Source organism: Oceanobacillus sp. E9, from assembly GCF_001741975.1.
In the GTDB taxonomy this organism is placed as follows: Bacteria; Bacillota; Bacilli; order Bacillales; family Amphibacillaceae; genus Oceanobacillus; species Oceanobacillus kimchii.
This window is the reverse complement of the sequence record NZ_LSNA01000007.1, coordinates 366,986-385,383: the sequence shown is the minus strand read 5'-3', so window position 1 is coordinate 385,383 and position 18,398 is coordinate 366,986. Positions and strand designations below refer to the sequence as shown.

The following is an 18,398-nucleotide window of genomic DNA, read 5'->3' as shown; positions in this document are numbered from 1 at the left end:
CCTAGAAATCAGGATGATAGCTCGGATTTTTATTTATATTATTGTGAAGACCTCTTCGTTAGTTCATCTAATAGATTAACTGCTTCACGATTCTCATCATAACTCAACACTTCTTCAGATGATTGGTATTCTTTCCCGTAAATTTCCTTATCTTTGTATGTATGAATGTCTTCATACATTTGCTTCATCTGCCCATAAATCACTTCTTCAGAATCATCATTTGGAGACCAATATAAAATTTCCATTGGAGTTTCTTCGTTTGTTGCTAAGGAACGTCGATTATAACCAATTGACTGCGCATGCTTAAATCCTTCGCGATGATAAAAATGAAGTCGTTTTTCTGAATCGGAATCCTCATAATCGACCGGCTCTACTTCAAGTATAATTGGTTTTCGTTTGTTCTTTAGCTTATCTATTAACTTATGCCCTACTCCCTGACCTCTTGTCTGAGCAGATACCCATACATAGTCAATAAAAATAAATGTATTGAACTCCGCATACATCATCACATGCTGCGGACTTTCATCTTTAAAATATACGTCGCCCTTTTCCTCAAGTAATAATTCCATATGCTTTTTTGATTTCATTTCTTCAACTGGAAAATAATCGTTTAATTTCTCATACCAATTCATTAATTTACCCCTTTTTTGATTATTATCTCTCATTATAGCTAAGTTCATTCAAGATGTTAAATGATACCCAGTTTCTTATATACTATATCCAATTATTTATTTACACCTTATCTATTAATATATACCCGCTTGCTAAAATCAAAATCTCCCCTCTGTTTTGGTATCAGAGGAGAGTTTTATTTTATTTATTCATCTTTCCCAATCATGTAGTCTACACCTTCCGTGTATGTGTTACCTGAGTTCCATAGTAAAAATTCATTAATACCATTGTCATACAGTGCTTGTATCTGCGCTTCTACTTCATCTTTGCCATATTGGAATGTAGAACCACTATATAACCACGGTGCTTCAAAATCTTGCAACCACGGTCGAGATAACGGAGGGTTTTCTAATGCTCCTAAGACCTGATTCTCCACTTTTGAATACTCATTAATAAGATTATATGGTTCAGTATCTGGTTTTTCTATTCCGAAGTATGATGACCAATGACTCGGGTAAATCATAGAAGAAATAATATCGACATTTTCAGAAATACGAGAGAAGTTTTGTCCAATTCCTGGTGCCTCTTCTATCGTTGTAGCATACCCAAATATATCTACAGAAACATCTACATCATAATCACTTAGTTCTTCTTTTGCATAAGCCACGAAATCCGATACTGCTTCTACACGTTTCTTTATGTTATTCATATCCAAGTCTTTATAATCACCAAGAGAGTAACTTAATTCCTCATCTTTGTTTTCAAATCCTTCAGGGAAACGTACATAATCAAATTGAATCTCTTTAAAGCCCATCTCAGCTGCCATTTTTGCAACTTCTATATTATATTCCCACACTTCTTGCTCAAAAGGATTTACAAAAGACTCACCTTTTCCGTTCTCCCATACTTCTCCATTTTGAGTAAAGGACAGATCCGGACGTTTATTAGCTAGTACATTATCTTTAAATACAACTACACGAGCTATCGGATATATTTCCTCTTCTTCTAATCGTTCCATCATTTGTTCAGGGTTAGAAATAACATTAGTAGCCATATCTTCATATGGAGATCCTTCTTCAGGTATAAAAGTTAAATTCCCATGATCTTCTTTTACATCAATAACCATTGTATTTAAGTCGGTTGAATTCACAAAATCAATTAATGAATTAAACTTCTCGCCTCCAGCAGAATTACCCGTTACATAAATTCCTCGTACTGCGTCAGGATATTCGAAATTATACCCGGAATCAAAAGTAAAACGCTCTATTTTTTGCGATGTATCTATTATTTGTAAGTTGGTCGATCGTTCTTTATGTAAACTTGCTTCAACATTAATTTCTTCTTCTGCTTTTGTCGAATTTCCAAATATCATGCTAATAAATAATGTTACTACGAACACCCCAAAAAATTTCTTTTGCCAATTCCGCATATAAATCAATCTCCTGTATGTATGATAATTTTAGTATATAGGAAAAAAAACTACATTTAAATGAAAAAAGTGACATCCGTTAAAATTTTTCCCTAGTTAGCTTTTAGTATATATACTCTGCTTAGCTTTTCCTTCTATACCCTTATTATGATTATCGAAAACTCCTAAGCATTAAAAATTCTATAATACTTTCTTATACTAAGGTCATATGTAAAACCGATCATGAATAAATACCTAATGATTTAAAAATGTACAATTAAGAAATCGATTCTATAAATATGAACTTTAAAACTTGATTGCTTCTTGCTTTTTCTTTTAACTATGGATATAATAGTAAAAAATTAATATTTCAAGCGATGAAGAAGATGTAGTACTCTTTGCCCACTGATTAATAGAGAGCTTGTGTCTGGTGAAAACAAGCATCAAGGTGAATAGGAATTGGGCTTCGGAGCTTATTTAATGAAGTGATCTTGTAAATTCAAGATAATAAGGGTGGCAACGCGGTTCATTCGTCCCTAGATTTGGGGAGAATGGGCTTTTTTTAATGAATAAATTTATTGAGGTGAATAAAATGAAAACAATTTTTTCCGGCATTCAACCAAGTGGTACATTAACTATTGGAAACTATTTAGGAGCAATCCAACAATTTGTGGAATTACAAAACAATTATAATTGCTATTTCTGTATTGTGGATGAACACGCTATAACGGTACCACAAGATCGACTTGAGTTACGTAAAAATATAAAATCATTAGCGGCTTTATACATTGCATCGGGAATTGACCCAGATTCTTCTACGCTATTTATTCAATCTGAAGTACCAGAACATACCCAGTTAGGTTGGATGTTACAATCAATAAGTTATGTTGGTGAATTGGAAAGAATGACCCAGTATAAAGATAAATCACAAGGTCAAGAAGCAATTTCTTCAGCTCTCTTAACTTATCCTTCGCTTATGGCAGCTGATATCTTACTCTATAATACTGATGTTGTCCCAGTTGGTGATGATCAAAAACAGCACTTAGAGCTAACTAGAAATCTTGCCCAACGTTTTAACAATCGATTCAATGATATCTTTACTGTACCAGAAGTTCGAATTCCAAAAGTCGGTGCACGGATTATGTCTCTTCAAGAACCTAGCAAAAAAATGAGTAAATCGGATACAAATCAAAAAGGATTTATCTCTATGCTAGATGAACCCAAACGAATAGAAAAGAAAATCAAAAGCGCTGTAACCGATTCAGAAGGAATTGTAAAGTTCGATAAGAAAAATAAACCAGGAGTATCTAACCTACTGACGATTTATTCCAGTTGTACTGGTGAATCGATTGCTGATTTAGAAAAAAAATATGAAGGAAAAGGCTATGGTGATTTCAAACAAGGCGTAGCGAATGCTGTAATTGACACACTCCGCCCTATTCAAGAGAAATACGAACAATTAATTCAATCAGATGAATTAGACGCGATCCTTGATCAAGGTAGAGATAAGGCATCCTTATCGGCTGGAAAAACAATTAAAAAAGCTAAAAAGGCAATGGGGTTAGGCCGAAAATAAAGTGCAACTTCATTCTGCCGAAGTTTTGGTATAAACAAAACGGGTTTCTTCGTTCACACAATCATGAACGAGGAAACCCGTTTTTTACTTTTGATTTGAAGTATGTTGTTCATTACCCATTTCCGCTTCCCACATTCTTTCTAAAAATGCCTGTCCACGAATAAGTTTACTGCATAAATCTTCATGGGCACTACTCCAACCAATCTTCACTCCATCATATAAGGCATTCCATACTTGTTCTTCATCCATATATCGTATAGACGGATATTGCTTTGGATCCCACTCTGTTAACCAATAACGTAATTCTTCTTTATTATTAGTAGTTCTTAATTGATCTAATCCAATCATCAATAACTGCTTTAGTTGTCTTTCTTTTCTAGTCAAACCAAAAATATATTCCGGAGGCATCGAAAGCATATGGTATTCTTTGTCATGCATCTTATTATCGAATTCAAAGTTTTCTGGTTTGTTATTTTCTATCATGTCATAAACCAATTGTTCTTGACGAGGAATTAAGCGACTTTTACGGATTGGGATATAGTAACCTACTGTGTCAAATGCAAGAATATTATCACCGTCTGTTACAACAGCAGCATATTCAACAACTGTCCTCTTTTGCCCTTTTCTCGTATAGCCTCGCTTATAAATCGTATCTAATAAAGACTTTGGCAGGTCATGCATATCGTTCTCAATGTAGTGTAATAACTCTTTACTTATGTACAGCAATGGCACCTGATCAAGTAATTCAATCGTATCTTCTTTTCTCCATTCATGGAAATGACAAACATTATATCCGTTTTCTTCACCCTCAAACCAATTCACCCAAACATCATGTAAGTACAACATATCTCAGCCCTCACTTTTATACCGTTTTAAGATACATTATGACCATCAGAGTAAGATTTTATTCGAGAACTGCATGTATTTTATTTTGGATAACGTTGAAGAGTAATTAACATCAGACTTACACCAACAGGCAAAAAATAACATTCAACTCTACCAGCGACAAAAACAAAATAATCTACCCACGATAAACCAGCAGGCAAGAAATTCATATATGCAATCATCGTAACTCCGCCCGTTACCGCCATACCAAAACCTACTAAGAACAGGAACACATACCCCATCTAATCGCCTCTCATCTGCTTGTCCAAAATATAGTTTATTCTATGAATGAAAACAGAAAAGAATGCTAGATTTTCCCAAAAATAAAAAGGAGATCGGGGTAATTTATACCCTAATCTCCTTTTAAAATAATATAACGAACGATTATTTCACAAATTTTTTAAATACCAAAGCTACGTTATGTCCGCCAAATCCTAATGAATTACTTACTACTGCATCTACTGATTGTTTTCTTGCTTCATTTGGAACATAATCCAAATCACATTCTGGATCTGGTGTTTCATAATTAATTGTTGGCGGAATAATACTATCTTGAATTGCTTTAATAGATATCACGGCTTCTATCCCACCTGCAGCTCCTAATAAGTGACCGGTCATCGACTTAGTAGATGATATTGCTAAACTATTTGCATGATCTCCAAATACAGATTTAATAGCTTGAGTTTCATACTTGTCATTTAGATCTGTGCTCGTTCCATGAGCATTCACATACTGTACTTCTGAAGGTTCTAAATTGGCATCTTTTAATGCTATTTGCATTGCTCGAGTTGCCCCTTCTCCATTCTCAGCAGGTGCAGTAATATGATAAGCATCTCCAGTCGCGCCATATCCGACTATCTCTCCATATATAGTTGCGTCTCTTTTCAGGGCAGATTCTAAAGACTCTAGTATCAGAATACCTGCCCCTTCTCCCATAACGAATCCATTACGATTCTTATCAAATGGACGACTTGCTTTTTGTGGATCCTCATTTGTGGATAATGCTTTTGAAGAAGAAAATCCAGCAAATGCCATATCTGATATTGGAGCCTCTGTACCACCAGATATCATTATATCTGCATCTCCACGCTGAATGGCTTTAAATGCATCTCCGATCGAATTGGCACCTGAAGCACAAGCTGTGACAGAGCAGGAATTAATTCCTTTTGCTCCTAATTGAATCGAAACTTGGCCTGCAGCCATATCTGGAATCATCATTGGTACAAAGAAAGGACTTACACGTTTTGCTCCTTTCTCCATGAACTTAGTATGTTGATCTTCCCAAGTTTTCATTCCACCAATTCCAGAACCAATCCATACACCCACTCGTTCTGCATTCTCTTCATTAATTGTTAAATTAGCATCTTCAACAGCCATTTTAGCAGCAGCAACTGCATATTGTGTAAATGGATCCATCTTACGCGAATCCTTTTTATCCATGTACTTCGTTGGATCAAAGTTTTTAACTTCTGCCGCTACTTTCGCTGGAAATAAATCTTTATTTACCTTCGTCACAAAATCTATTCCTGATTTTCCTGTCGTAACACTTTCCCACATTTCATCTACAGTATTGCCTACAGGGGTTAATGCTCCTAATCCCGTAATAACAACTCGATTATTCAATGTTTTATATCCTCCTTCCAAAATAACTGGTTACTTCCCCCATCGAAGCGCAACTGCTCCCCAGGTTAAGCCTCCACCAAATCCTACTAATACTATTAAATCATTATCTTTTATTTTACCCTCTTTCACCGCCTCAGATAAAGCCATAGGTATAGATGCAGAAGAATTGTTTCCAAACTTTTCTATGGATTTGGCCATTTTATCTTCTGATATACCTAACCTTTCTCTAGCAGCTTCCATTATACGAATATTTGCTTGATGAGGTACTAGATAGTCCACATCGTCACGTGATAAGCCTAACTGTTCAATAACTTTTATTGTAGAATCTGGCATTTGACGGACTGCAAACTTATATACTTCTCTACCATTCATGATGATATGATCATCATGATTCAGGTAAAGTTCTTTTCCACCAGCACCATTGGCCCCTAATTCAAATGACAGAATACCTTTTCCATCACTTACTTCACCGACTACAGCTGCACCTGCACCATCTCCAAATAGTACACATGTTGTGCGATCGGACCAGTCAGTAATTTTAGAGAGTTTATCTGCACCGACTACTAGTACATGTTTGTACGCACCTGTATCGATAAACTGTTTAGCAGTAATCAATCCATACATAAAACCAGCACATGCAGCACTAACATCCATAGCCGCAGCATTCTTCGCTCCAAGTTGATCTTGGATGATACAGGCAACAGATGGAAACGATGTATTTGGTGTAACCGTCGCTACTAATATTAAATCAATATCTTCTGCTTTTAAATTCGCTTCTTCTAATGCACCAAGAGCTGCGTGAAAAGCCATATCAGAAGTGTCCACTTCATCTGTTGCTAATCTTCTTTCTTTTATACCAGTTCGAGTACGAATCCATTCATCATTCGTATCTACGATTTTTTCTAAATCATTATTTGTAACAACATTTGTTGGCAAGTAATGTCCGGTTCCTAGAATACCGATATTCATTTGACAGCTCTCCCCTTTACACTCATAATTACTATCAATTATTATGACTTGGTACTAATTTTAATGTATAAAATACAAAAAATCAAGTGGATAGCTTGTCATACAATAGTTATCAATTAAAAACTCAAAAAAGCTCAGCTAGTAAGCTTTTTTGAAATTTAGTGATTAATCGTTTCATTTAATTATCTTCATTAGGGAGATTTCCCGTATCCTTAAATCGCTCAATATCATTTTTTATCTTCTCTTGGAATTCTTCTGGTATTGAATCATTCAATTCCCCGAGCTCCACAAACTCGTCCTGAAAATCAAAATTATAAATCTTACCTTGTAATTCAGATTTATCAAAAAGGTCAGTAACATGTAAATATAACCGATCTATATGCTGCAAAGTGCTTGTAAGAACAGTATTAGGAGCAAGTTTCATTTGGTTGGTCAGATACCCAATTGCAAATAATCTATCTTCTTCTGCTTTCTTAATAATTGGTTCACTAAACGAATCTCCGATCGGATAAAAAACATCAACACCTGCTTCTTTCATTTCCCCATAGACTTCTAAAGCGAGTTCAGTATTATTCCAGTCATTAAGATAACTTAACTCAATCTCTGTCATAGGATTAACATGTTTTACTCCTTCGTAAAATCCTTCTATTTCAGGCTGCCAAGAATGCGCAGCAATGATTCCAACTTCATTATTTGTAGACATTTGTCCAGCAACCATACCTGCGAAGAACCCCATAGCATGTCCATCAAAATTTAAGGAGGTAACATTACTTTTTACCTCCCCGCCATTCATATAAACAAAATGAACATCCGGGTAACTATCTGACAATTCCATGAAATACTCTCCATACATGTTACTATGTCCAAAAATAAGATTGACACCGTCTTGGACAAGTTCATCTACAGCAACTCTAACATCTTGCATTGATTGAATATTTTCTTTGTAAAAAACATCTATTTGATATTGATCTTCAATATCTTGCATGCCTTCATATCCAGTTTTTGTCCAAGGATTTGCATCAATATCCGTCTCTACAAGAAAACCTACATTTTGTATTTTTCCAGATTCAAAATAAGAACAAGCGGAAAGAGTGCATACAAAAACAAATAAAATTGCTATGAATAATTTCTTCAAATAACACACTCCATTCCATTCCAATTTACTATAATTTCTAAACTATTTTTGAAACTGCTCATAATGATTCTTTAATGACTGTATAACTGTGTCTATACTTCTATTTTTACGGAGAAATATCTTTTTTTCAACTTTCTTGTTCGAAATGTTTTCCTGTTTAGGAAAAACTTGAAAACAAATAGGTAAATTATCCATTTGTATCCAATGTAATAAAGCATTTACGAAATCAACAATATAAATTGCTTGTTCTTTAAAATATTTGGAATCAAATCGAATAAACTCATCATTTCTGTAAACTCCTTGTTCATTCATGTTCATCCATTCACCCACCAATAAGGATGGATAGATGCAGGTCATTGTCTGCGTGGCAGATTCAATTCTTTTGTCATTGTTTGTTGATATAGTTATCCAATGCTTCACACCTTTTGGCAATTCAGTAATAAAATCATCTATGATGATACCGATCTCGTACTCTTTCTTGGTTTGTAAGGTAACTTCCTCATATAAACTATTTCTCCCAAAATACATTTCTAAATCACCTGGTTCATCATGATCAATAACGCCATCAACCAGGAATCCTTCCATCAGTAGTGCATCTACTATATGATATCCTACCCAACTATTACAGTTTACAATCAATAATCTCATTACTACCTCTCCTTCCTATATAACACAAATATTTATAGATTTATTGAATAATTCATAAGCAAAATAATAGAATACGTGTTAAAATATAACTGTTAATGAAGTGTATGTGTTTATAGCTAGTTTGATTATAGTTGAGTGAGGTGTTTAATAATGCGCTACATAATGACAATCTTTTGGTCATTTCTAATTGCCGCTGCTGTTTCTTATGTACTTTCAAGTATGGGTGGAGAACCTTTCTTGATTCAAAATGCGATCATACTCACAGCAATTTTTTCTATCGTTGTATTTGTACTTGGGGATGGCATTTTAAAAGAAAAAGCTGAATAAAATTGGAGAGACCCTTGCCTTCCAGCAAAGTTGGCAAGGGTTTTCCTTATTAATACCAAGGAAGTACACTGATTGCCGTCAATGCAGCGAGAGGTAAAATCAAACGATTAAACCTTCTCCTTCCATACCCAGGATATCCAAAACCGGGATACCCAAATCCACCATATCCTGGCCAAAAAACACGATGGTCATACGAATTATTTTCTTGCGAGTAATCAATTGGAACTGCAAGGTGGACATTTTCTTTATCCACACCTGTAACAATACCATCTATCTGAGAACCATCATTCATTTGTATTAATACATATAAGTGAATATGCTCGTTACATTGGTCATACATTGTTTTATTAGTCATTTTTTATCCTCCTCCATGATAGCCTATGCATTTTCATGTGGAGTGGTGAAAAGAATCAAGAAAATTGAATGAAGGAGTTAGAATCATGAATGTGTTTGAAAATTTTTGGACAATCGTGCATTATTTTATACTTGGTCTTGTTCAAGGTATCACGGAGCCAATTCCAATCTCTTCTAGTGGACATATAATCATCTTTCGAGAGTTATTTGGAATTGAAGCACGAGGCTTATCGTTTGAGATATTTGTAAACTTAGCCTCACTACTTGCCGTATTAATCATTTATCGTAAAGACATTGTTCGATTAGCAGTAAATAGTTGGAACTTCATATTCAAGCAAGAAAAAGAATCAAAAAGTGATTTTATGTTTGTAGTTTATCTTGTGATTGCAACAATTCCAGTTGGAATTGTTGGTGTACTATTTGGAGATGAAATTGGAGCATTTATTGGCGAAGATGGTACAACTGTGGTTGGAATAACATTGCTAATAACCGCTGCCGCAATATGGATGATTCGTAATTTACGCGGAAGAAAGATAGAAGGAGATTTATCTACAAAAGATGCTGTTATAGTAGGACTAGCACAAGCTGTTGCAGTTACACCTGGTATAAGTAGATCAGGAGCTACATTAGTAGCATCTATGTTAATGGGTATGAAACAAGATACAGCATTACGGTTTTCATTCCTATTATATATCCCTGTTAGTTTAGGATCTTCTGTATTAGAGATTCCAAATATTGTACGAGACCCTCATGTCCAAGAATTATGGATACCATATTTAATTGCTTTTATTACTGCGTTTATCGCATCTTATTTTGCCTTAAAATGGTTTATGAACATAATGCGACATGGAAACCTTAAGTATTTCGCATACTACTGTGTGATTGTCGGTTTATTAGTATTAATATTCCTATAAAATACTTTAAGACCTCAAAACAAGTTTATGATACTTGTTTTGAGGTCTTTTTATGGAACTAAAAGGTGCAAATTTTTATCGTTTGCAAAAACTTGTATTTATAAATTATTTACAAAAGCTATTTACATTACATAGCAAGAGGTATAGAATAGTTCAAGTGATTTTATTTACCTAGGTAATTAATTAGGGGGATAGCATGGGAAATATAGAGAGCAAAGATATTCTACACTTATATAATCAAAAATATCGTTATTTCCAAAAAGAGATGAATCAGCGCCTTCGAAAATATGATTTGTATGCCTCGCAATGGACAATCTTGTATTGTCTTGATCAGTCGGGACCAATAACTCAGACAGATATATGGAAATATCTAAATATAGAAGCTCCTACTGTAACTCGAACTTTATCTAGACTTGAAAAAAATGGATGGGTGGAGCGACTACCTGGTCAAGATAAACGAGAAAAAATGATTTATTTAACCGAAGAAGCCAAGACAGAATTACCAAAAATAAAAAGAACAATGAAACAATTTGATGATGATATGCTTCATCGTTTAGATCAAGGTGAGCGGAAATTATTATATCAACTACTTAGTAAATTAACATCAGAGGTGTAATAAAATGAATCTCGAAAAAATTTGGACTAAAAGTTTTATCAGTATATCTCTCGTACAACTTTTAATATTTTTATCTTTCTATGCGTTATTAACCACTCTTCCTATTTATGTAATTGATCAATTTGGAGGTAACGAGGCTGAAGGTGGTTTAATCGTAACAGCAATGTTGCTCGCTGCTATCATTGTTCGATTCTTTTCGGCAAAATTATTAGACAAAATCGGGAAAAAACGAGGACTAGTCATAAGTGTTGCTGTATTTATGATTACCTCTTTTTTATACCTATTTACTGAATCCTATACTTCTCTATTAGCTTTACGTTTTTTCCATGGCTTCTCATTTGGAATTATCACTACTGCTACAGGAGCGATTGCCGCTGATATCATTCCAGCTTCTCGTAAAGGTGCAGGGTTAGGCTATTTTGCTATGGCAATGAATGTAGCAGTTGTATTAGGACCATTTCTCGGTCTCACGTTGATTCAATATGTAAGCTTTCAAACATTATTCCTTATTTTAGGCGTTTTAATGATAGTTGCACTAATTAACTCCATGATGGTTCAGGTTGAAGAAAAAATTGTACTAAAAGATAATGATAAAAAACGCCTATCTATTCACGATTTTATTGAGATACGTGCATTGCCAATTGCTATAATTGCGAGTTTAGCATCATTATCCTATGCCAGTGTAATGTCATTTATATCTGTATATGCTACTTCTATAGGTCTTGCATCAACGGCAAGTTTCTTTTTCTTAGTTTTTGCAGCAGTAATGCTGATAACTAGACCTTATATAGGTAGAAGTTTTGACCTTAAAGGACCTAGATTTGTACTTTTACCTTGTTTAACTTTCTTTGCAATTGGTTTAATTACATTAAGTGTAACGAATAGCTCCTGGATGTTGCTATTTGCGGCAGGATTAATTGGGTTAGGATATGGTTCTATCCTACCTGGTTTCCAAACCATCGCAATACAAATTTCTCCCGACAGTCGAAGCTCTCATGCAACATCAACCTTTTTTATTCTTTATGATTTAGGCATAGCTATTGGATCTTTTGTATGGGGGTTAATTGTTTCAGGAATTGGCTTTTCAAATGTATACTTAGTTGCCGCAGCAATGGTGGTCGTAGCTCTGTTCCTTTTCGAATTTTACTATAGAAGATCTTCCAAAAAAGAAGAAAAATATGCAAACGCACAATGAACAATAAGTCAACACATTAAAAAAACACTGCTAAATTTAAAAATTTAGCAGTGTTTTTTAATCAATCGGGAATACCTAATGCAATTTTGGCATAGCGTGACATCTTGTCTTTACCCCAAGGTGGATCCCATACAATACTTACCTTTGTTTCTTTTACTTCAGGTATATCGGAAAGTGCATGTTTGATATCTGCTTCAATATGTGCAGATAAAGGACATCCCATTGCTGTTAATGTCATTGTCACCACACATAATCCATCGTCTTCCATATCTACGTCATAAATTAAACCAAGATTTACAATATCTATACCTAATTCTGGGTCAATTACATTTTCTAATGCACCCATTAAGTTTTCTTTTAGTGCTTCATCCACAATATTTCCCTCCTTCCCCTTATATACCATTTAAACATACTATATCATTTTAGAAAATTAATTTACAATAGATGTTTTGCAAACCACTCTGTTGCTTCTAAGTAACCATTGCGGCTCACCTTATGTCCTACCCCAGGTTCTTTGATAAATTTAATATTCTGTTCGTCAATATAAGTATCTTTCGCTTCTTGATAAAAAAGATAAGAATGCTCAAAAGGAACGACAGGATCTTTATCTCCATGCCAGAACATTACTGGACGTTGATCTAATGTATCCACATGATGAGATAAGTCCATTGCTTCTATTTGCCTTAATAACTGTTGCAATTGATTATTTGATATTGGAAGTTCTCCATACTTTTTAAAATTACCAATAAGGGCATTTGCATAATCTGTGATCTTTGGTGATCCCATCATAATAGCAGCTGCTTGAATCCAATCATACTTTACTAATGCTGCACTTGTTGTAATACCGCCCATGCTAGTACCTGCAATTCCTAGTCTACCTTCTAATAGCCAATGATTCTTTAATAAAACACTTCTTAATTCTTCTAACTCTTGAACATTTTGAATAACAATATTCCAAAATGAAATTTGCATCTGCTTATCGGTCAGACCTTTACTTCTTTCACCATGATGAAGACTCTCTGGTAAAAGTACTCTAAACCCTTTCGATGCTAACATATATGCAATCGGTAAATTTTGCTCTTTCGCGCTAGTAAAACCATGAAAATAAATAATTGTCGGTAATTCAAAATTATAGTTTTCACTTTTAACAATATGTAAGTATGGAATTTGATTTATTTGTTCCTCATATATCCCTATCATCATGTCTACTCCCTTTCATCATTCACCTATCTTCTATTGTAAGGTTTCTTTAACGACTCATGCAAATAATGTAAACTCTTTTTCACTTTACATCTAACTGAATAATGATAAGATTAGTTCAGATGAGGTGATAGAATGACAAAAAAGCAAAAGCATTTAATTGCGGTTGATTTAGATGGAACGTTATTAAAAGATAATAAAACCATTAGTTCTCGCAATAAAAATACTTTACATCAAGCAATGAATGATGGACATATCGTTGTTATAGCAACGGGCCGTCCACACAGAGCAAGCATTAACTATTATCATGAGCTCGGTTTAAAAACACCGATGGTTAATTTTAATGGAGCATTGGTGCATCACCCATTAGATGCATCATGGAAAACACTTCACACTCCTATGCCTATTAAAACAGCCCACAGAATAATCGATGCTTCCTACGAATTACAAGTAAAAAATATTTTGGCTGAAGTTCAAGATGAAGTATACATGGATGTGTATAATGAAGAAATTTTAGAAGTTTTTCAAGATAATGAAGAACGCTATATAATCGGAGATATAAAAAGCAAGTTAAGTGAAGATCCGACCTCCGTACTCATTCATCCTAAAGAAAATCATATTAAAGAATTAAGATCCCATTTAGATGATTATCATGCCGAAATCATTGAACATCGTAAATGGGGAGCTCCTTGGAATATCATTGAAATTATTCGTAAGGGTATGAATAAAGCTGTAGGATTACAAAATATCGCTAAGTATTATGACATACCGAAAGAACGTATCATCGCTTTTGGTGATGAAGACAATGATTTAGAAATGATTGACTATGCAGGTGTTGGGGTATCCATGGGCAATGCTATTGACTCCCTTGTATCTATATCAAAGCATCAAACTGTCTCCAATGAAGAAGACGGGATAAGTATTTTTCTTGAAGAGTACTTGCAATTATCTAAAAATGTAATTCAATCATAAATCCATTTGTTTCCTGCTATAAAATCCTTCATACGTTTCATACTAGAAGTGAGCGTTATAACACGTTCACTTTTTACTTCTATATGGTTAAAGCAAGTATCTCTTCAAGGGGGTATTCACTTTGAGCAAGCGAAGTAAATCTAAACGTTTCAGCCATCAAGGTGCTACTGCAGTTAAAAAACACGATGAGATTTTCACCTATCGTTCAACATTGGCACAGGCCAAGGGAAAGCACCAAGATGCTGATGACCAATCTCTAGGAGGGTTTTAATTGGAAAATAACCTTTACCAAAAGGCAAAAAATGCTGTCACTAATATGATAAGTAATCAAGGGGCTTCTGCTGAGCAGCAACAAGCTGCAAAACAAGCTATTGAAGCAGCCTATCAAGAAGCTTCTCCTGAAGAAAGACAACAACTTCAACAACTTGAACAGCAATTACAACAGCATAATCAATTAAAATAACTCTTAAGCAGAGCATATAAAGAGCATTTAAACAATGAATTGTTTAGATGCTCTTTATGCTTTAGTATTGATTTCTTTTCTGTTAGTATATAAATAAAATATATATGTAATATTAGGAGGAAATTATAATGGGAGTACATATCTCAGCAACACCGAATCCAAATGCCATGAAATATACAACGGATAAAGTAATTTTTGAAGGCACTAATAGTATTTCAGTTATGCCAGGAAATACGAGTGAGTATGAAATCTTAAATGAGCTTATGAAATTAGAAGAAGTTGATAATGTTTTTGGTTACCAAAATTTTATTACAGTGAATAAGCAGTTTGATGCTGATTGGGAAAGTCTTAATCCAAAAGTGGAAGAGATTTTCGTAAAATACGGCTATTAAACAAGACTACTTGGTAAAAGAGGATGGGACATAGCAAAATTATGCCAAAAGGCGGATGATGATTAGATTGAGCATAAAAAATATACGGAGACTCCTTGAAAATTAAAAATTGATTTTTTGCGTGCGATGTAATGCTGTCGAGGTTCTTCCTTATCCTATGGAAATAAGGTATAGGCGAGACCCAGAATGCGGAGCATTCTGGGTCTCACCAGCCGCCGTTGGATAAGCACAGTAGTTTCTGAAGCATTCGCATTTACCTTTTGAGTAAATATTTTTGTCCCAACCTCAATCTTCTATTTGAATTTAACCTAGCTCCTCTATCCAATAAGTTTTAATCCTATTGCTCCAGAAATAATGAAAGCAATACAAAGAATTCTCTTCCATTCTTTAGATTCACCATAAACAAACATTCCCACAACGGTTGAACCTACCGTACCAATTCCTGTCCAAATTGCATAAGCTGTTCCCATCGTAATACCTTCCATTGCATATCCTAATAAACTAAAACTTATGCCGAAGAACAACACTAACAGTAATAATGCACTCCACTGTTTCATGGCCACTTTTTTCAAACTCATCACACCAAATACTTCAAATACTCCCGCTATGATTAATGCTCCCCAATGCATTAGGCTTCACTCCTATTTTGCTGATCACTTAACAGTTTTAATCCGATTACACCAAGCAATAAAATCGCTATAAAAATAATCTTTAAAGAATTAAAGGGTACCCCAAAAAATACTGTTTCAACAATTACCGTACCTGCAGCTCCTATTCCAGCAAAAACAGCATATACTGTGCCGACAGGTAAATACTGAGTTGCTTTAATTAAAAGAATAAAGCTAAACATAATAGCGACAATTGTAGCCGTATATTCCATTATTGTGGTTGAATAATTCAACCCAGTAACCCATATGATTTCCACTATTCCAGCTAATAAAACATACATCCACTGTTTACTCATGTTGATTTCCTCCTCTAAAACCTCGCCAAAAAATTGGCCATATCGCATTAACACGTCTTTGAAATTCTTTCTCTCCAGTAAAAAATAATTCCAGTACGCATCCATCGACAATAGTAATATAAGCAATTGAAATTGTTTCTATCTCTCCCTTAAATGAGACAGTTTTAAAATATGGATGATTACGTAATAATCTATTCAACAATTTCTCCATATCCTTTAAGAACGGTGCAACTAAAATTGCGACCTCTTTTTCTAATTGTGCAGGAGGAAAATAAGTCATTCGAAAAATAAATGCGACATGGCTATCTTTTTTTATTTTTAAACATAACCAATCAAAAAATGTACGCAATTGAAATTCTAACGGTTTGTTCTTCACTTCTATAAAATAACTAACAATATGCTGTTTTTCTCTTTCCAACGATTGGCGTATAACGGTAAGAAATAAATCCTGTTTACTTTTATAATGTGCATAAATAGAAGGTTTTTTTATTCCAACTTTATCTGCTATTTGCGCCAATGATGTACCCTCATACCCATTATTAGCAAATGCAGATAAAGCAGCATTAAAAATTTCTTTTTTCATTTAAAATACCCTCCCTAACGGTCGTAAGTCAAATATAACAATTATATACTTTTTTGTCAAAGTTCGGCTTTTGGAGATGTGAGAGATCTCAGTACACAAATTTTATGATTTTCTATGCAATAAAAAATACCCTGCTTCCGCTGTTCGCGGTCACAGAGTATTAATCATTTTTGAGTGCTAATTTTGAGTATCAATTGGGACATAATTTTCATTAATTGGCTCTCCAGATTGGTTTTTACCATATAGTACGACAACCGGAGGATCATTACCTTCTAAAACTTCACGTGGTAGTGTTTCGACTATTTCAAATTCACTCCACTCATTAGTTGAATTTTCAACTTGTTCATATGCTTCTTCCTGAATTATTTCACCATTTAATTCAACCTTATAATAGAACAGACCTCCAGAGCTATTAACCTCACCAATAATATGGAACTGTTCACTTTCTATATTGACATCCACATTGCGAAATTGAACAGAAGTTGCTTGTTGATCTAGTTCTGATTCTGACTCCATAGGTTCGATGACATCTTCATCTCTATTACCACAAGCTGTCAAAAATAATAATACCAACATTACGATTCCAATTTTTTTCATTACACGAACACCCTTTTTTAATCTCTTCTAAAGAAGCCGTATACTCCTGCAGTTTCCACTATATTTGTAAATGCATTCGGATCTACTTCATTGATAATTCTTTCTAGATCATATAATTCATAGCGTGTAACAACTAGATACATTAAACTTTTATCTGCTTTCGTATAAGCTCCTTTTGCAGGAAGAATGGTAATTCCACGAACCATCGTTTTATGAATGGCCTCTTGTAGTTCATCTGTTTTCTTCGTAACAATCATTGCTGTAACTTTCTCATAGCGAGTATGGATTGCATCAATTACGCGAGTAGTAACATACAGCGTCAGCATAGTGTATAACGCATTTTCTGGCAAATACATGATACCTGCAATTGCAATAATAATCGAATTCATAATTAAGAAATAATTTCCGATTGGTTTATCTTTTAATCGCGATAGGATCATAGCTACAATATCCATCCCACCAGTGGATGCACCAATTTTAAGTGTAATACCTACACCAATCCCTGCTATCACACCTCCAAATACTGCATTTAAGATAATGTCACTGGATATCTCGACTAATGGGATAATTTCAAGAAATAGAGTAGAGAAAAAAACAGAGATTAAGCTATATATTGTAAAGCCTTTTCCAACTTTATACCAACCCATTATTAAAACTGGAATATTTAAGATAGCTAGTAGTATACCTGTAGATAAACCAACACCTAGAAAATCATTAAATATACTAGACAAAAGCTGCGCAGCACCAGTAAATCCACTTGCATATACATTAGCTTCAATGAGAAAGAAATTTAATGATACAGCATTTAATAAGGCACCAATTATAACTATAGCAATTCTTTTTGCTTCCATTAAAAACATGGAGTACCCCCCCTTTAACTATGTGTAGAAATAATAACTTTTTGACTAAAATTTTAAATACATTTAAACTAAAATAAAGTCAAAAATATGAAATGTAGGTGAAAT

The 18,398-nt window shown here is 34.3% G+C and carries 25 protein-coding genes and 1 other annotated feature; of the genes, 9 read left to right on the top strand and 16 right to left on the bottom strand.

Features of this window, described 5'->3' with window-relative positions:
- Window positions 1–38: 38 nt before the first annotated feature.
- Both AQ616_RS11505 and AQ616_RS11500 read right to left on the bottom strand, forming a co-directional pair.
- Window positions 39–632 carry a GNAT family N-acetyltransferase gene (locus tag AQ616_RS11505; RefSeq protein ID WP_017796345.1) on the bottom strand — a complete coding sequence of 198 codons (594 nt, stop codon included), beginning with the start codon at window positions 630–632 and terminating at the stop codon, window positions 39–41.
- A gap of 185 nt (window positions 633–817) precedes the next feature.
- Window positions 818–2,041, bottom strand: coding sequence for a putative glycoside hydrolase (locus AQ616_RS11500; protein WP_069685831.1), 1,224 nt, complete (start codon window positions 2,039–2,041; stop codon window positions 818–820).
- A gap of 347 nt (window positions 2,042–2,388) precedes the next feature.
- Window positions 2,389–2,561 (top strand) — a binding site (T-box leader).
- A 51-nt stretch (window positions 2,562–2,612) separates the two neighbouring features.
- Here AQ616_RS11500 and trpS point away from each other — a divergent pair.
- Complete coding sequence (trpS, locus tag AQ616_RS11495; protein WP_026133742.1) at window positions 2,613–3,596, top strand: tryptophan--tRNA ligase; 984 nt, start codon at window positions 2,613–2,615, stop codon at window positions 3,594–3,596.
- A gap of 84 nt (window positions 3,597–3,680) precedes the next feature.
- Here trpS and AQ616_RS11490 read toward each other — a convergent pair whose 3' ends face one another.
- The 6 genes from AQ616_RS11490 to AQ616_RS11465 all read right to left on the bottom strand — a co-directional run bounded on the left by AQ616_RS11490 (window position 3,681) and on the right by AQ616_RS11465 (window position 8,856).
- Window positions 3,681–4,442: a YjbA family protein gene (locus AQ616_RS11490; RefSeq protein ID WP_017796342.1), complete on the bottom strand. Its 762-nt coding sequence runs from the start codon at window positions 4,440–4,442 to the stop codon at window positions 3,681–3,683.
- 80 nt (window positions 4,443–4,522) lie between these two features.
- A complete protein-coding gene (locus AQ616_RS11485) occupies window positions 4,523–4,723 on the bottom strand; it encodes a YuzI family membrane protein (RefSeq protein WP_017796341.1) in 201 nt (66 codons plus the stop codon).
- A gap of 142 nt (window positions 4,724–4,865) precedes the next feature.
- A complete protein-coding gene (gene fabF, locus AQ616_RS11480) occupies window positions 4,866–6,104 on the bottom strand; it encodes a beta-ketoacyl-ACP synthase II (RefSeq protein ID WP_017796340.1) in 1,239 nt (412 codons plus the stop codon).
- Window positions 6,105–6,134: 30 nt separating this feature from the next.
- Window positions 6,135–7,073: a beta-ketoacyl-ACP synthase III gene (locus tag AQ616_RS11475; protein WP_017796339.1), complete on the bottom strand. Its 939-nt coding sequence runs from the start codon at window positions 7,071–7,073 to the stop codon at window positions 6,135–6,137.
- Between the two features lie 178 nt (window positions 7,074–7,251).
- On the bottom strand, window positions 7,252–8,217 hold the full coding sequence (locus AQ616_RS11470) for a BMP family ABC transporter substrate-binding protein (RefSeq protein ID WP_230199321.1): 966 nt from the start codon (window positions 8,215–8,217) through the stop codon (window positions 7,252–7,254).
- Window positions 8,218–8,250: 33 nt separating this feature from the next.
- Complete coding sequence (locus AQ616_RS11465) at window positions 8,251–8,856, bottom strand: hypothetical protein (protein WP_069685830.1); 606 nt, start codon at window positions 8,854–8,856, stop codon at window positions 8,251–8,253.
- A gap of 162 nt (window positions 8,857–9,018) precedes the next feature.
- Between AQ616_RS11465 and AQ616_RS11460 the strand changes: the two genes are divergently transcribed.
- Window positions 9,019–9,183 (top strand): DUF2929 family protein, encoded by a 165-nt coding sequence (locus AQ616_RS11460; protein ID WP_240490497.1) that lies wholly within the window; start codon window positions 9,019–9,021, stop codon window positions 9,181–9,183.
- 49 nt (window positions 9,184–9,232) lie between these two features.
- Here the strand turns inward: AQ616_RS11460 and AQ616_RS11455 are convergent, their stop codons facing one another.
- A complete protein-coding gene (locus AQ616_RS11455) occupies window positions 9,233–9,538 on the bottom strand; it encodes a hypothetical protein (protein ID WP_017796335.1) in 306 nt (101 codons plus the stop codon).
- 85 nt (window positions 9,539–9,623) lie between these two features.
- On the opposite strand from AQ616_RS11455, the gene AQ616_RS11450 reads away from it, so the two are divergent.
- The 3 genes from AQ616_RS11450 to AQ616_RS11440 all read left to right on the top strand — a co-directional run bounded on the left by AQ616_RS11450 (window position 9,624) and on the right by AQ616_RS11440 (window position 12,262).
- The gene (locus AQ616_RS11450; protein ID WP_017796334.1) at window positions 9,624–10,451 is read left to right on the top strand and encodes an undecaprenyl-diphosphate phosphatase; all 828 of its coding nucleotides are present in this window, start codon (window positions 9,624–9,626) and stop codon (window positions 10,449–10,451) included.
- 196 nt (window positions 10,452–10,647) lie between these two features.
- Complete coding sequence (locus AQ616_RS11445) at window positions 10,648–11,067, top strand: MarR family winged helix-turn-helix transcriptional regulator (RefSeq protein WP_017796333.1); 420 nt, start codon at window positions 10,648–10,650, stop codon at window positions 11,065–11,067.
- A gap of 4 nt (window positions 11,068–11,071) precedes the next feature.
- Complete coding sequence (locus AQ616_RS11440) at window positions 11,072–12,262, top strand: MFS transporter (RefSeq protein WP_069685829.1); 1,191 nt, start codon at window positions 11,072–11,074, stop codon at window positions 12,260–12,262.
- 61 nt (window positions 12,263–12,323) lie between these two features.
- On the opposite strand, the gene AQ616_RS11435 is transcribed toward AQ616_RS11440, so the two are convergent.
- A complete protein-coding gene (locus tag AQ616_RS11435) occupies window positions 12,324–12,635 on the bottom strand; it encodes a metal-sulfur cluster assembly factor (RefSeq protein WP_017796331.1) in 312 nt (103 codons plus the stop codon).
- Window positions 12,636–12,697: 62 nt separating this feature from the next.
- Window positions 12,698–13,462 (bottom strand): prolyl oligopeptidase family serine peptidase, encoded by a 765-nt coding sequence (locus AQ616_RS11430; protein ID WP_017796330.1) that lies wholly within the window; start codon window positions 13,460–13,462, stop codon window positions 12,698–12,700.
- 135 nt (window positions 13,463–13,597) lie between these two features.
- Between AQ616_RS11430 and AQ616_RS11425 the strand changes: the two genes are divergently transcribed.
- From AQ616_RS11425 to AQ616_RS11415, 4 genes are all read left to right on the top strand, one after another.
- Window positions 13,598–14,434 carry a Cof-type HAD-IIB family hydrolase gene (locus AQ616_RS11425; protein WP_069685828.1) on the top strand — a complete coding sequence of 279 codons (837 nt, stop codon included), beginning with the start codon at window positions 13,598–13,600 and terminating at the stop codon, window positions 14,432–14,434.
- 121 nt (window positions 14,435–14,555) lie between these two features.
- Entirely contained in the window at window positions 14,556–14,705 is a 150-nt protein-coding gene (locus AQ616_RS19630; protein WP_017796328.1) for a hypothetical protein, read from the top strand.
- Window positions 14,706–14,897: a DUF3813 family protein gene (locus tag AQ616_RS11420; protein ID WP_017796327.1), complete on the top strand. Its 192-nt coding sequence runs from the start codon at window positions 14,706–14,708 to the stop codon at window positions 14,895–14,897.
- Window positions 14,898–15,025: 128 nt separating this feature from the next.
- On the top strand, window positions 15,026–15,289 hold the full coding sequence (locus AQ616_RS11415; RefSeq protein WP_017796326.1) for a NifU N-terminal domain-containing protein: 264 nt from the start codon (window positions 15,026–15,028) through the stop codon (window positions 15,287–15,289).
- A 317-nt stretch (window positions 15,290–15,606) separates the two neighbouring features.
- Here AQ616_RS11415 and AQ616_RS11410 read toward each other — a convergent pair whose 3' ends face one another.
- From AQ616_RS11410 to AQ616_RS11390, 5 genes are all read right to left on the bottom strand, one after another.
- A complete protein-coding gene (locus tag AQ616_RS11410; RefSeq protein WP_017796325.1) occupies window positions 15,607–15,918 on the bottom strand; it encodes a DMT family transporter in 312 nt (103 codons plus the stop codon).
- Entirely contained in the window at window positions 15,918–16,253 is a 336-nt protein-coding gene (locus AQ616_RS11405) for a DMT family transporter (protein WP_069685827.1), read from the bottom strand. The genes AQ616_RS11410 and AQ616_RS11405 overlap by 1 nt, the downstream gene beginning before the upstream one ends.
- Window positions 16,246–16,836 (bottom strand): TetR/AcrR family transcriptional regulator, encoded by a 591-nt coding sequence (locus AQ616_RS11400; RefSeq protein ID WP_069685826.1) that lies wholly within the window; start codon window positions 16,834–16,836, stop codon window positions 16,246–16,248. The genes AQ616_RS11405 and AQ616_RS11400 overlap by 8 nt, the downstream gene beginning before the upstream one ends.
- Before the next feature lie 177 nt (window positions 16,837–17,013).
- Window positions 17,014–17,433, bottom strand: coding sequence for a hypothetical protein (locus tag AQ616_RS11395; protein WP_017796322.1), 420 nt, complete (start codon window positions 17,431–17,433; stop codon window positions 17,014–17,016).
- 17 nt (window positions 17,434–17,450) lie between these two features.
- Window positions 17,451–18,293 (bottom strand): YitT family protein, encoded by an 843-nt coding sequence (locus AQ616_RS11390; RefSeq protein ID WP_017796321.1) that lies wholly within the window; start codon window positions 18,291–18,293, stop codon window positions 17,451–17,453.
- Window positions 18,294–18,398 lie beyond the last annotated feature (105 nt).